The sequence below is a fragment of the Flavobacterium lacustre genome (genome assembly GCF_027474525.2).
Taxonomy (GTDB): Bacteria; Bacteroidota; Bacteroidia; order Flavobacteriales; family Flavobacteriaceae; genus Flavobacterium; species Flavobacterium lacustre.
In genome coordinates this window covers 3219476-3232767 of record NZ_CP114882.2, presented here as the reverse complement: position 1 = coordinate 3232767, position 13292 = coordinate 3219476, and the positions used below count along the sequence as shown (strand labels likewise).

Here is a 13292-nt window from a genome sequence, read left to right as displayed (position 1 = left end):
ATTATAAAAGATTAAATTTATGGAAACAACACGATACAACCGACAAATTATTCTTCCTGAAGTAGGTACAATTGGCCAACAAAAACTCCAACAAGCCAAAGTTTTAATCATTGGTGCGGGCGGATTAGGAGCGGCTGTTTTACCCTATTTGGCTGCAGCCGGAATTGGTGAGATTGGGATTATTGACGATGATAGAATTGAAGTGACCAATTTACAACGGCAGGTGATTTACAAAAATAGTGCGGTAGGGAAGAGTAAAGTGCTTGAGGCAAAAGCAATGGCTTTGGCATTAAATCCTTCGATAAAAATAAATGCAATCACTGAAAAATTAGATTCCAAAAATGCGATTTCGTTGTTCAGTCAGTACGATATTATGGTTGATGCTACCGATAATCTGAATACTAAATACTTGATTAATGATGCGTGTTACGTTACTAATAAACCTTTTGTTTATGGTTCTGTTTATAAATTTCAAGGGCAGGTTTCTGTTTTTAATTATAAAAACGGACCGACGTACCGTTGTCTTTTTCCAGAAGAATCAGTACAAGTTGGCAACTGTAATGATGCCGGAGTAATGGGGATATCAGTGGGGATAATAGGAATGTTTCAGGCAAATGAAGTTTTGAAAATAGTTTTAGAAATAGGAGAGGTGATGCATGGTAAATTGCTGGTGTATAATATGTTGAATAATGAGCAACAAATGTTCGAATTTAGCAAATCAGATGCTCCTACTATGGATGAATCTACTTTCGAAAAGAAGTATGCTGTTTCTGAAAACACTGTTTTCGAGATTACAGCTGTTACCGCTTTGGAACAAATGCATCATCCGGAAGTTGTATTTCTGGATGTTCGAAATTTCGATGAATATCCCAAAATTACAATTGTAAACACCATTCAAATTCCATTGGATACTTTAGAAAAAGAATACCGACAATTAGAGACCAATGCAACAGTATTTGTTTTTTGTCAATCCGGAATCAGAAGTAAAAAGGCGGCTGAAATTCTTAGGAATAATAATTTCAGGAATGTCAAAAGTATTGCCGGAGGAGCTATGGCATTAGATAAAATAGATACCTACAAAGTCTTGGAGACTTTGCAGGATTAATTCTCCTGAAAGGTTTTTTACCTTGTAGGTATAAATTAAATAAAATTATGAGTAAGAAAACTGTTTTCATTCAAGGACCAATTTCTTCGGAATTTATAGGGCGGTCTATTGCCAAACACCAATCGAAAATGACCATTGGTGCACACAATATTTTTTTGGGTCAGGTCAGAGCTGATGAAATAGAAGGAAATAAAGTTTCGGCAATTGAATATACCGCTTACGAAGAAATGGCAAATGAGGCGATGGACGCCATTAGAGAAAGAGCATTTGCCCAATTCGATTTGATTTGTATGCATATTTATCACAGTTTGGGTGAAGTCAAAGCGGGTGAAATCTGTTTGTTTGTCTTTGTTTCGGCAACCAGAAGAAAGCAAGTGTATGAAGCAACAGAAACGATTGTGAATTGGATTAAAACAGAAGTTCCTATTTTTGGCAAAGAAATCTTTGAAAATAGTACTTTTACCTGGAAGAAAAATAGTTTGTAGTCATAAAGTCGAAAGTCTTTTTGAATATTATAAATAAAATAATCCAAACGAATTAAAATAACGGTTTTATCGTTTCAAGAAGCTGACTTTGCAACTTTAGACTTTAAAACTTTAGACACATAAAAATGGTTGATATCACACATAAAATAAGTACGCTCCGTACCGCAACAGCGCAAGCAACAGTTATAGTCAGCAAACAAGAAACTATTGATGCCGTTGTAAATAATTTGGTTCCGAAAGGAAACGTATTGGAAATGGCAAAAACTGCCGGGTTGTTTGCGGTGAAAAATACGCATTTATCGATTCCTGATTGCCATCCGATTCCAATTGAATTTACATCAGTAGCATACGAAATCAACGAATTGAGCATTGACATTATTTTTAACGTGAAAACGGTTTATAAAACCGGAGTAGAGGTCGAGGCGATGCACGGTGCTTCCATTGTAGCGCTTACGATGTATGATATGCTGAAACCAATTGACAAAAACATCGAGATTTCAACGATAAAATTAATCAATAAAGAAGGCGGGAAATCGTCTTTCAAAAATAGATTTCCATCGGCTATTAAAGCGGCGGTTTTCGTTTGTTCCGATTCTATTTTTGCAGGAGACAAACAAGATCGTTCGGGTAAAATAATTGTCGAAAAGCTGGAAATTAGCGGAGTCGAAACAACGCATTACGAAATCATTCCAGATGAAATGGATGTGATTCAAGAGTGCACTAAAGCTTTCGCCAAAGAAAATCAATTGATTATTTTTACGGGAGGAACCGGGCTTTCACCAAGAGATGTTACACCTCAGGCATTGGAACCGTTATTAGAAACCAGAATTCCGGGAATCGAGGAAGCCATACGCAATTATGGGCAACAGCGCATGCCGTATTCCATGCTTTCCAGAACCGTGGCGGGAACTTTAGGGAATTCGTTGGTATTGGCTTTGCCGGGTTCAACCAATGGCGCAAAGGAATCTATGGATGCGATATTTCCTCATGTGCTGCATGTTTTTCATATTTTAAAAGGCAATAATCATGACACCAAATAATGCTGTTTTAACGGATAATTTTGGACGTAAACACAACTATTTGCGTATTTCCTTAATTGAGAAATGCAATTTGCGTTGTACCTATTGCATGCCTGCTGATGGAATTGTATTAAGTCCAAAAGCGAGCTTGATGACGGCTGACGAAATTCACGCCATCGCTCAAACATTCGTCAATAATGGTGTTGATAAAATAAGATTGACCGGCGGAGAACCGCTATTAAGAAAAGATTTTCCTGAAATCATAGCCAAACTGGCGACACTCAAAACAGAGATTTCCATTACTACAAACGGAATTCTGATTAACAAACACATAGACGTTTTAAAGCAATTTAACGTCAAAAAAATCAACTTGAGTTTAGATACTTTGGTGGCTTCAAAATTCCATTCGATTACGCTTAGAAACCAGTTTCAGAGTGTAATTGATAATCTGCATTTGTTGTTGAACAATGATTTTAAAATCAAAGTCAATGTGGTTTTGATTAAAGGGTTTAATGAGGATGAAATCATTGATTTTATCAAACTCACCCAATTTTTACCCATTTCGATCCGGTTTATAGAATTTATGCCTTTTGCAGGAAATGAGTGGGACAAGAGAAAAATGGTTTCTCAAAAGGAGATTCTGGATCAGGTGCAACATCATTTCTCGGAATCGGATGTAGAGAAATTAGAAGACGATACAAACTTCACCGCAAGGGAATTCAAAATAAAAAACTACTCGGGAAGTTTTGGGATTATCAGTTCGATAACCAATCCTTTTTGTGACGGTTGCAACAGAATTCGCCTTACGGCCAATGGGAAATTTAAAAACTGTCTGTTCTCCAACTCCGAAACAGATTTACTGACGGCTTTCAGAAATGGCGAAGCGATAGAAAACTTGATTGCTTTTGCCATTAAAAACAAAAAGAAAGTACGTGCAGGAATGACGACTATCGAGCAGGTAAACAATCCTGCTTTGCATCAAGATAACCGCAGCATGATTGCGATTGGCGGTTAAATTAAAACAAAAAAAGGTAGCCCGTTAAGACCACCTTTTTAGTATTATGAATATGTCTGCAATTAGACTAAGTCGAAACGGTCTAAGTTCATAACTTTGTTCCATGCAGCGACAAAGTCTCTTGTGAATTTTTCTTGAGAATCGGCGCTTCCGTATACTTCAGCAAGTGCTCTCAGTTCTGAGTTTGAACCAAAAATAAGATCCACACGAGTTCCGGTCCATTTCAATTCGCCAGTCTTACGATCACGACCTTCAAATACATCTTGTGCATTTGAAGCTGCTTTCCAAGTGGTATTTAAATCCAACAGGTTTACGAAGAAATCGTTCGTAAGAACCTCAGGACGTTTCGTGAAAACACCATTTTGAGAGTGATAAAAGTTGGTGTTAAGCACACGCAGACCACCAACAAGTGCTGTCATTTCGGGCGTTGTTAGTGTCAATAATTGGGCTTTGTCAACCAACATTTCCTCTGCAGATACTGTATATTGGGTTTTCATGTAGTTACGAAAACCGTCTGCTTCTGGCTCCAAGACCGCAAATGATTCGACATCTGTTTGTTCTTGTGTTGTATCGGCTCTTCCTGCTGAAAAGGGAACTTTCACTTTTTGTCCAGCAGCAGCTGTGGCTTTTTCAATTCCAACACTTCCAGCCAAAACGATTAAATCGGCTAATGAAACTTGTTTCCCGTTAGACTGAGCACTGTTGAAAGCGGCTTGTATGTTACGAAGTGTATCTAAAACTTTTGCTAATTGAGTTGGGTTATTGACTGCCCAATCTTTTTGAGGTGCTAATTGAATGCGGGCGCCGTTTGCACCACCACGTTTATCAGAGCCACGGAATGTTGAAGCCGATGCCCAAGCGGTAGCAACCATTTCGGAAACCGATAATCCTGAATCTAGTAGGGTCGTTTTCAATGCCGCAATATCAGTATCGTCTATGATTGGGTAGGTTGCAGCCGGAATAGGGTCTTGCCAGATTAGTTCTTCTGTAGGGACTTCCGGACCTAGATAACGCGCTATTGGGCCCATGTCACGGTGTGTTAATTTGAACCACGCTCTAGCAAATGCATCTGCAAATACATCTGGATTTTCAAAGAAATGTCTTGAAATAGGTTCATAAATAGGATCTACTCTCAAAGCGATGTCGCTGGTAAGCATAAACGGGGCATGACTTTTTGATGGATTATGAGCATCTGGAACTGTGCAGGCACCTGCTCCGTTTTTTGGTTGCCATTGATGGGCACCCGCCGGACTTTTTGTTAATTCCCATTCGAATCCAAACAGATTTTCGAAATAGTTGTTGCTCCACTTGGTAGGTGTGGTGGTCCATGCCCCCTCAAGACCGCTCGAAATAGTGTCTTCGCCATTTCCGGTACCGAATGTGTTTTTCCATCCCAAACCTTGCTCCTCAATAGAAGCGCCTGCAGGTTCCGGACCTACATATTGATTTGGATCGGCAGCACCATGGGTTTTCCCAAAGGTGTGTCCGCCGGCAATAAGCGCAACTGTCTCTTCGTCATTCATCGCCATACGGGCAAAAGTTTCCCGAATATCTCGAGCGGATGCTAACGGATCAGGATTTCCGTTTGGTCCCTCAGGATTCACATAGATAAGTCCCATTTGAACGGCAGCTAGCGGATTTTCTAATTGGCGGTCACCAGTATAGCGCTTGTCGTCCAGCCATTTTCCTTCTGAACCCCAATAAATGTCTTCTGCAGGTTCCCAAACATCAGCACGTCCGCCGGCAAAACCAAAAGGCTTTAATCCCATTGACTCTAAGGCACAAGTACCGCTGAGAATCATTAAATCGGCCCATGAAATTTTCTTGCCATATTTTTGTTTGATTGGCCATAATAGCAAACGGGCTTTATCCAGGTTTACATTATCAGGCCAACTGTTCAGCGGAGCAAATCGTTGTGTACCAAAACCGGCGCCACCACGACCATCAGCAATACGATACGTTCCTGCACTGTGCCACGCCATACGGATAAAGAATGGTCCGTAATGACCATAATCAGCCGGCCACCAGTCTTGTGATGTTGTCATTAAATCAAAAATATCTTTCTTCAAAGCATTAAAATCAAGACTTTTAAATTCTTCTGCATAATCAAAATGCTCTCCCATCGGATTAGACAGGGACGAGTGTTGACGCAGGATGTTTAATTTTAATTGATTGGGCCACCAGTCATTATTTCTGGTTCCCGAGCCCGCAGTTTGTTTGGAAGCACCTCCAGAGAATGGACACTTACTTTCGGATGTATTTGAATTATTATTTTCCATGATTATATTGATTTTTTAAGATTAAAATTTCTATGCTAATGTAGTTGTTGTTTAGTTATTGTAAATAAATTTTCAATAGATAAAAATTATAGTACGAGTTCGTTTTTCCATTATTTTATGAAAAATGAATAGTCTAAAATCAATTTTATGATTTGAATATCAGTAAGTTACTTTCAAAATTACAAGTTTTAGTTTGATAATCAATCATTAACCTGAAAAAATGAATTTGGCTGCGGTTTATGTAGAGTGATTTTCTGGTTTAAATCCCTTTTAAAGGTATTTTTTATCCCATGAAAGAGAAGTAAAAGGGAGGAATGTTAAACCCTTTATTATTTTGAAAATTAATTCTGAGGAGAATTTTGGTTGTTTTGGTTCTAAAATACAATTTACTTGGTTGTTATAACCAACTAAATTAAGTATAAGGACCAACTTACTTGGTTGTTATAACCAACTAAGTTAGGTATAAGAACCAACTTACTTGGTTGTCTTAACCAATAAAATTAGGTATAAGAACCAACTCACTTGGTTGTCTTAACCAACTAAGTTAGGTATAATAACCAACTTACTTGGTTGTCTTAACCAACTAAATTGGTTGTAACAACCAAGTAAAGTAGATTTTTGTCCGGATAGCAATAAAAAGGAAAGGTATTTGGGAAGTTTTATTAGAAAGTCAGCGCTATACTATATCAAGAATTAGTCAGCGTGAATTGTTTTCTTTAGGTTTTAGGAGGCTAAAATTGCTTTAGATATAAAAAGAATAAGATTTCAATTAAGATTAGGAACCTCGGTAATTATTGTTGTAATTCGACTTTAACGTTATACTGATTGATACTCAGAATATTCTCAATAGACCCAAAAGTGGCAATACTTCTTTGGTATTCTTTTTCTTTTTTCATGGCAATTTGTTTTAATCCGTTTTGGAACCGGCTAACTTCTTTTAGATTGGTCAGAATCAATCCGGGAACAGGGGAGTTTTTTCCTTCTTTATCTTTGGAAACCATAGTAAAATAAGACGAATTGCAATGTTTTATTGTTCCGGTCTGAATGTTTTCAGATTCTACACGAATGCCTACAATCATGGAGCTGGTTCCCGCGTAATTGACGCTGGCTTTCATTGTAACCAATTCACCCACTTCAATAGGTTTTAAGAAATTTACCGTATCTACCGAAGCAGTTACGCAATAATTACCGGAAAATTTTGAGGCGCAGGCAAAAGCGATTTGATCGAGTAATGATAAGATATAACCGCCGTGTATTTTGCCACTGAAATTAGTATGTGAAGGCAGCATTAACTCAGAAATAGTAACATAAGAGGAAGATACCGTTTTATAACCTGTATTCATATTGTAATTGTTTTGGTGCTAACAAGCGTTTTTTTTGAGTAGTTTTCGACAAGAATTACACTAATTATTAAAATAATTAGTGGTTAATTCTATCATGGCTTTTGAACTTTTATAAAATATCTAATTTTTCGCCTGTTAATGCTATGAAATTAATTTTTGGAGATTCACATAGAGAACAACAATAATCTTCCGGTAAATTTTGGAACAAAACTCCTTTTTCAATTCCTTGAATGGCATCGCCGTAGGTTGGATTGTATATTGTGAGGCATTCAGGACATTGATGAACTTCTTCGATTGTTTTCTCTTTTTTGGTTGCAGAAGCACTTATTTCGGTAACAGCATTTCCTAGTTCTCCAAAATATTTTCGACTCAATTCAATCAGGATATTTGGGAGTTCCAGTTTGTCAACATCTTGGGTATGAACTATATATTCTTTGGTATTGGGATCAAAATTTTTGGCATACAAAACATTATAAGTCGCCCTGATTTTGATGGATTCCAAATCTTTTGGAGTGTCATTTTTTTCAACCACAATCGAAGTGAAATAATGTCCTTCGCGGTTGTATTCGGATAAACCAAAAGTGAGTCCGTAGGTGCTAATGTCAAATTGATCCAGCGTTCGAACCAGAAAAGTTTTGAGATTCAAGGCCCATTCCATCGCAACCGGCAAATGCCAATTGAGTTCTAATAACGAATGACGAACATTAATTCCTTTTTTACCCAGGAATTTTTCCCAATCCAGTTTTCGGTCTTTTGGGATTCCTTTTACGATGAAAGATTTCCAAGGTGTGATACAAATTTTACCAATTTTGCAATCAAAACACAAGTCGCACATTTCTTTGAGAAACTCTAAATCGTATAAATTATTTCGCCAATACAATCCCAGCCAATATTGATCAATTCCTAATCGGTTCATGCCTTCGTAATACGGAAAAGGGTAAAAAAGAATGTTGAGTGGTTTGTCAATCGTGCGATTATTAGTGTCTATTGCATCGCTGACCAATTGAAAAATCATATCGGCAGAATCCGGTTCTTCGTCTACTATTTTCTCGATGGCATAATATACTTCGGCAATGTTCCAGCTGTAAATCAGGACAGGATACATCTCCATTTTGTCCCATTTTGGCAAACGGATGTACACAAACCAGTAATCTTCATGGTGCGAAGCTATAAAGTTGATATGGCCCGTAAACAAAGGAACTAACTGTTGATTTGGGTCGGTGATATTAACTTTTAGTTTTGGCTGTTCTTTAAATTGCTCTAAAATATACAGGAATTTATTTCCGGTAAGCCAAGGTGTATTTCTAAAAATATCGGTAGAAACATACGATGAAACAATGTTATTTCCACTTTTTTCATTCGGATGAACGAAATGATTTTTTCCTATGTTTTGCTTGTCAACAGCGCTAAACCCTTTCGGGAAAATAATATCTTGTCTGGAACCAAAAGAGATGGTGTCTAATCCTTGTTCCAAAGCCATATTGGCAATTTCACGTAATTCTCCCGGTGAAATCACGCCTCCTTTTACTATTAATCGTGTTAATTCCATATGTATTTTAGTGTTCAGTATTCAGTAATTAGTGTTACGTTACGAGCTGTAAACGGAACACTAATTACAGAACACTATTATTTAATTTTGGCTAAAATTTCTTTTACTTCGGTTTTACAACTTCCGCAACCTAATCCCGCGCCGGTTGTTTTGCATAGTTCAGTAAAATTGGTCACACCGCCTTTTATGGCTTCTTCAATATTTCCGCTTCCTACTTGGCTGCAAGAGCAAACCAGTTTTCCTAAAACGGGTTTGGCATTTGAACTTCCTCTTAACAACGTATTTCGTTTGTCGGACAATTCGATTTTGCTTTCAATCATGGTTTTGAATTCGGCAAACTCATTTTTATCGCCCATCAAAATAGCGCCAACCAACAAATCGTTCTTGACTATACATTTTTTGTAATAGCGTTTTCCTAAATCTGAAAATACAATTTCTTCATACGAATCATCATTCTCCGGAATTTCAATTTCGCCAATACTGCATAAATTGATGTCTTCAAGTTTCAGGATATTCATTAAAACCGAACCTTTATAGAAACTGCTGATGTCGCCGGCCATAAAATTAGCCAAAACATCCGCTTGTTCCTCGGCTGCCGATGTGATTCCGAATAACTGATTGTTGAATTCGGCAATTTCACCAATAGCAAATACATTAGGAACTGAAGATTGTAAATATTGATTCACTTTTACGCCACGACCACAGGAAATTCCGGATTCTTTTGCTATTTCTATATTCGGAATGGTTCCAATGGTGTACACAATCGCATTGGCAGTGATAATTCGACCGCTTTTCAGTGCAATTTCAATTTCGTTTGAATTGTCGGTTTCAAAAACCGTACTGACTTCATTATCAAAATAAATCTGAATGTCCCGAAGTTGTACTTCCTCAGCCAATAATTTACTCGAAATTCGGTCTAATTGACGTTCCATTAATCGGGAAGCCCTTTGAATAATGGTAATTTTTACTTTTTTATGTTTTAAGGCTGCAGCCAATTCTAATCCTAATAATCCACCGCCCACAATGACAACATGTTGCTCTTCGGGCGCTAAATTCGTATTGTCGAGATAGTTTTTCAATCGGTCTGCATCTTCTTTTTTTCTGATGGTGAAACGTCCCGGTAGATGCAGTTGTGCATTTTCGGGTACAAAAGGGCGACTTCCGGTTGCTAATATTAGCGAGTCGAAAGTGTGAAGAACTCCTTGACTATCCAGTATTGTATTTTCTTTTGTATTGACGTTATCAATAGAAACACCAGATTTCATGGTGATATTCAGCTTGCTCAAGGAATCTTCTTTTATTTTCAAAAGTTGTTCCCAAGAAAGTTCTGCCGTTACATATTCCGGCAATAAAACGCGGTTGTAAAATGGATTTTCTTCATTCGAAAAAACAATAATTTCATCCGAAGTATTGATTTCCCTGTAGTTTTGAATGAATCGGAAAGCGGCTGCACCAGCGCCCACAACGGCAATTTTTTCAAAAGGTTTTACGTATTTGGTTACCGCAACAGTCGTGTATTTAAAGTCCGGTTCTTTCGAAACGGGATCTACAATGGTATTCGTTAAATTATTGGTTCGGTTCAAATCGTTTTCCAGTTGTTTCCCCCAGTGCATCGGCAAGAAAACAACTCCTTCGCGAATGCTGTCTGAAACTTTTGCTTTTACCCGAACGGTTCCGTTTTTGCTGGTTACCACAACAATATCTCCGTTTTCGATACCTGATTTGTAGGCATCAATCGGATTGATTTCGAGCATCGGACTTGGGATATGTGTCATCAATCGGGATACTTTACCCGTTTTAGTCATCGTATGCCATTGATCTCGAATGCGTCCTGTTGTCAGGATAAACGGGAACTGATCATTGGGTTGTTGCGACGTATTTTCAATAGCCGTCGGAATATTGAAAATCGCTTTTTGCGAAGGCGTATAAAATTTTCGGTCTGTAAATAAACGCGGTGTTCCGGGATGTCCATAATCTGGAACAGGCCATTGAAACGTGCCTTCGTTTTTTAGACGATTATAGTTTAAGAAAGAAATATCAATTTTTGTGCCTTTGGTCATCAGACAATGTTCTTTGTAAATGTCTTCGGTGGTATTAAAATTGAAACCGCTGAAATTCATTTTTTTGGCAAAACGAGTCAAAATTTCCACATCCGAAAGCGCTTCTCCCGGTGCGTTGATGCCTTTCGGCAAATAGGAAATTCGTCTTTCGGAATTGGTCATGGTTCCTTCTTTTTCTAACCAACCTGCTGCCGGCAGTAATAAATCGGCAAATTTTGACGTATCGGCGTTATGGGAAATATCCTGAACCACAACAAATTTGGCATTGGCCAACGCTTTTTCAACTCTTCGGGAATCAGGTAAACTCACTAACGGATTGGTACAAATAACCCAAATCGCTTTCATTTTTCCGGATTCTAAAGCATCAAACATTTCGGTAGCCGTTAATCCCGGTTTTTCGGAAACGGAATCAACTCCCCAAAACTCTGCAACTTCTTTGCGGTGAACGGGATTATTTAATTCTTTATGAACAGCCAATAAATTTGCCATTCCGCCCACTTCGCGTCCGCCCATAGCATTGGGTTGACCTGTTAGAGAAAATGGGCCGGAGCCTGGTTTTCCCACGTGTCCCGTAAGTAACGAAAGGTTGAGTAAGGCTGTGTTTTTGTCTACACCAATGGCACTTTGGTTCAATCCCATAGCCCAAAGCGAAATAAATCCTTTGGCTTTCCCAATGATATCGGCGGCTAATTTGATGTCGTTTACAGAAATTCCGCAAAGTTTCGACGCTTTTTCTAAAGAACTTGACAGTACTAACGCTTTATAAGAATCAAAGTTTTCGGTGTGATTTTTAATAAAATCGGTATCGGCGCATCCTTTTTCGATAAGTCTTTTGGCCAAAGCATGATATAAAATAATGTCTGTACCCGGAATGATTTGTAAATGCAAATCGGCAGCTAAAGCCGAATCGGTTTTACGGGGATCAACAACGATGATTTTTACTTTTGGATTTTTCTCTTTGTGTTGTTCCAGTCTTCGGAAAAGAATAGGGTGACACCAAGCCGGATTGGCACCTGTTATCAAGAAAGTATCGGCGAGTTCGATGTCATCATAAGCAATTGGCACCGAGTCTTCCCCAAATGTTTTTTTGTAGCCCACTACTGCTGAGCTCATGCATAAGCGGGAGTTGGTATCTATATTATTGGTTTTCAGAAACCCTTTTACGAGTTTGTTTACGAGGTAATATTCTTCGGTGAGGCATTGTCCTGAAATGTAAAACCCAACGCTGTCCGGACCGTGTTTTTTTATAATGGAAGAAAAAACGGCTGCGGCTCTGTCTAATGCGGTATCCCAACTTACGCGTTCCATAGGATGTGATTTGCTCCATCGCATTTCGGGATACAAGATTCTGTCAGAAGTATCATTGACTACATAATGAAGATTCATTCCTTTAGAACATAACATTCCTTTATTTACAGGATGATTTTTGTCGCCGGTTACTGTAACTCCATTTTTAGCATCGTTGGTTACTATGATTCCGCATCCTACTCCACAATAGGAACACGTAGTTTTGATTTCTGAATTTTGCATTATTGAATTTCTTTATTAATAATGAAAGCTTAGTATAGGGATCTATTTCTATCTTACGAAAGTGTAAAAATAAGTATTTTTACGTATTAATACGTATAAAATCAATTTTATTTTCTATTTTTGGTAAAAATAAATTTAGGATACTAAATCACTTTGGGAACCATTATAAATTTGAGCCATGAAATCAGAATTAGCCACTTGTACCAGCTGTGTAAATGAAAATTGTTTCATTAAAAGACACATTCATTTAGAAAAAATGAAGTATTATATTGATAAAAAGCGCAGTTTTACCTGTAAAAAAACGCAGCAATTTATCATTGAGGGTGCGCCAATTCAAGGGTTATACTTTATTTATAAAGGAAAAGTGAAAACGGTAAAAACGGGAATTCACGGAAGAGAACAAATTGTTCGTTTAACGAAAGAAGGTGATACGGTTGGTTTCAGAGGTTTTGGTACCAGTAAGCGCTACTTGATTGGTGCTTATGCTTTGGAAGACACTATTTTATGTAATTTTAGTAATGAAGATATGCTGGAAATACTTCATGCTATTCCTGAATTCACTTTTGATTTAATGTTGTTTTATGCCGAAGAACTCAACAAAAGTGAAAATAATATCCGCAAGATTGCGCAAATGAATGTGCGAGAAAGAGTGATTGATACATTATTATATATTCATAGAAAATTTGGGCAAACGAACGGCGTTATTGAGCTTGATTTGTCCAGAAAAGAAATTGCAGATTTCGCCGGAACCACTGATGAACAGGTAATACGGGTGATTTCCAGTTTGAAAAAAGAATCGCTGATTAAAACCGTTGGAAAAAAAATAGGAATACTAAATGCCGATAAATTAAAATCAGAGATCAAAGAACACAAGTAGTGGTCTGTAAATTTTCACTTCTCACTTCTC

9 protein-coding genes are annotated in these 13292 nt (G+C 37.8%); 5 read left to right on the top strand and 4 right to left on the bottom strand.

Annotated features, from left to right (window positions below; all coding sequences use genetic code 11):
• Positions 1-19 precede the first annotated feature (19 nt).
• The 4 genes from moeB (at position 20) to moaA (ending at position 3624) form a co-directional block, all read left to right on the top strand.
• A complete protein-coding gene (gene moeB / locus O6P34_RS13940; RefSeq protein ID WP_269685121.1) occupies positions 20-1105 on the top strand; it encodes a HesA/MoeB/ThiF family protein in 1086 nt (361 codons plus the stop codon).
• A 47-nt stretch (positions 1106-1152) separates the two neighbouring features.
• The gene (locus O6P34_RS13935) at positions 1153-1590 is read left to right on the top strand and encodes a molybdenum cofactor biosynthesis protein MoaE (RefSeq protein ID WP_269685120.1); all 438 of its coding nucleotides are present in this window, start codon (positions 1153-1155) and stop codon (positions 1588-1590) included.
• 125 nt (positions 1591-1715) lie between these two features.
• Complete coding sequence (gene moaCB, locus O6P34_RS13930) at positions 1716-2630, top strand: bifunctional molybdenum cofactor biosynthesis protein MoaC/MoaB (protein WP_269685119.1); 915 nt, start codon at positions 1716-1718, stop codon at positions 2628-2630.
• Positions 2617-3624: a GTP 3',8-cyclase MoaA gene (gene moaA / locus O6P34_RS13925; RefSeq protein ID WP_269685118.1), complete on the top strand. Its 1008-nt coding sequence runs from the start codon at positions 2617-2619 to the stop codon at positions 3622-3624. Before moaCB ends, moaA begins: the two co-directional genes overlap by 14 nt.
• A 62-nt stretch (positions 3625-3686) precedes the next feature.
• Here moaA and katG read toward each other — a convergent pair whose 3' ends face one another.
• The 4 genes from katG to O6P34_RS13905 all read right to left on the bottom strand — a co-directional run bounded on the left by katG (position 3687) and on the right by O6P34_RS13905 (position 12385).
• Positions 3687-5903 carry a catalase/peroxidase HPI gene (gene katG, locus O6P34_RS13920; RefSeq protein ID WP_269685117.1) on the bottom strand — a complete coding sequence of 739 codons (2217 nt, stop codon included), beginning with the start codon at positions 5901-5903 and terminating at the stop codon, positions 3687-3689.
• Between the two features lie 791 nt (positions 5904-6694).
• Positions 6695-7246, bottom strand: coding sequence for an acyl-CoA thioesterase (locus O6P34_RS13915; RefSeq protein WP_269685116.1), 552 nt, complete (start codon positions 7244-7246; stop codon positions 6695-6697).
• Between the two features lie 109 nt (positions 7247-7355).
• Complete coding sequence (locus tag O6P34_RS13910; protein WP_269685115.1) at positions 7356-8795, bottom strand: rubredoxin; 1440 nt, start codon at positions 8793-8795, stop codon at positions 7356-7358.
• 77 nt (positions 8796-8872) lie between these two features.
• A complete protein-coding gene (locus O6P34_RS13905) occupies positions 8873-12385 on the bottom strand; it encodes a nitrate reductase (protein ID WP_269685114.1) in 3513 nt (1170 codons plus the stop codon).
• A 178-nt stretch (positions 12386-12563) separates the two neighbouring features.
• On the opposite strand from O6P34_RS13905, the gene O6P34_RS13900 reads away from it, so the two are divergent.
• Positions 12564-13262, top strand: coding sequence for a Crp/Fnr family transcriptional regulator (locus O6P34_RS13900; protein WP_269685113.1), 699 nt, complete (start codon positions 12564-12566; stop codon positions 13260-13262).
• The last annotated feature ends 30 nt before the right edge of the window (positions 13263-13292 follow it).

What these genes read in the sequence shown, in the direction of transcription:
- O6P34_RS13935 (WP_269685120.1), top strand. Translation starts at nt 1,153, where the DNA reads ATGAGTAAGAAAACTGTTTTCATTCAAGGACCAATTTCTTCGGAATTT.
- moeB (WP_269685121.1), top strand. Translation starts at nt 20, where the DNA reads ATGGAAACAACACGATACAACCGACAAATTATTCTTCCTGAAGTAGGT.
- moaCB (WP_269685119.1), top strand. Translation starts at nt 1,716, where the DNA reads ATGGTTGATATCACACATAAAATAAGTACGCTCCGTACCGCAACAGCG.
- moaA (WP_269685118.1), top strand. Translation starts at nt 2,617, where the DNA reads ATGACACCAAATAATGCTGTTTTAACGGATAATTTTGGACGTAAACAC.
- katG (WP_269685117.1), bottom strand. Translation starts at nt 5,903, where the DNA reads ATGGAAAATAATAATTCAAATACATCCGAAAGTAAGTGTCCATTCTCT.
- O6P34_RS13910 (WP_269685115.1), bottom strand. Translation starts at nt 8,795, where the DNA reads ATGGAATTAACACGATTAATAGTAAAAGGAGGCGTGATTTCACCGGGA.
- O6P34_RS13915 (WP_269685116.1), bottom strand. Translation starts at nt 7,246, where the DNA reads ATGAATACAGGTTATAAAACGGTATCTTCCTCTTATGTTACTATTTCT.
- O6P34_RS13900 (WP_269685113.1), top strand. Translation starts at nt 12,564, where the DNA reads ATGAAATCAGAATTAGCCACTTGTACCAGCTGTGTAAATGAAAATTGT.
- O6P34_RS13905 (WP_269685114.1), bottom strand. Translation starts at nt 12,385, where the DNA reads ATGCAAAATTCAGAAATCAAAACTACGTGTTCCTATTGTGGAGTAGGA.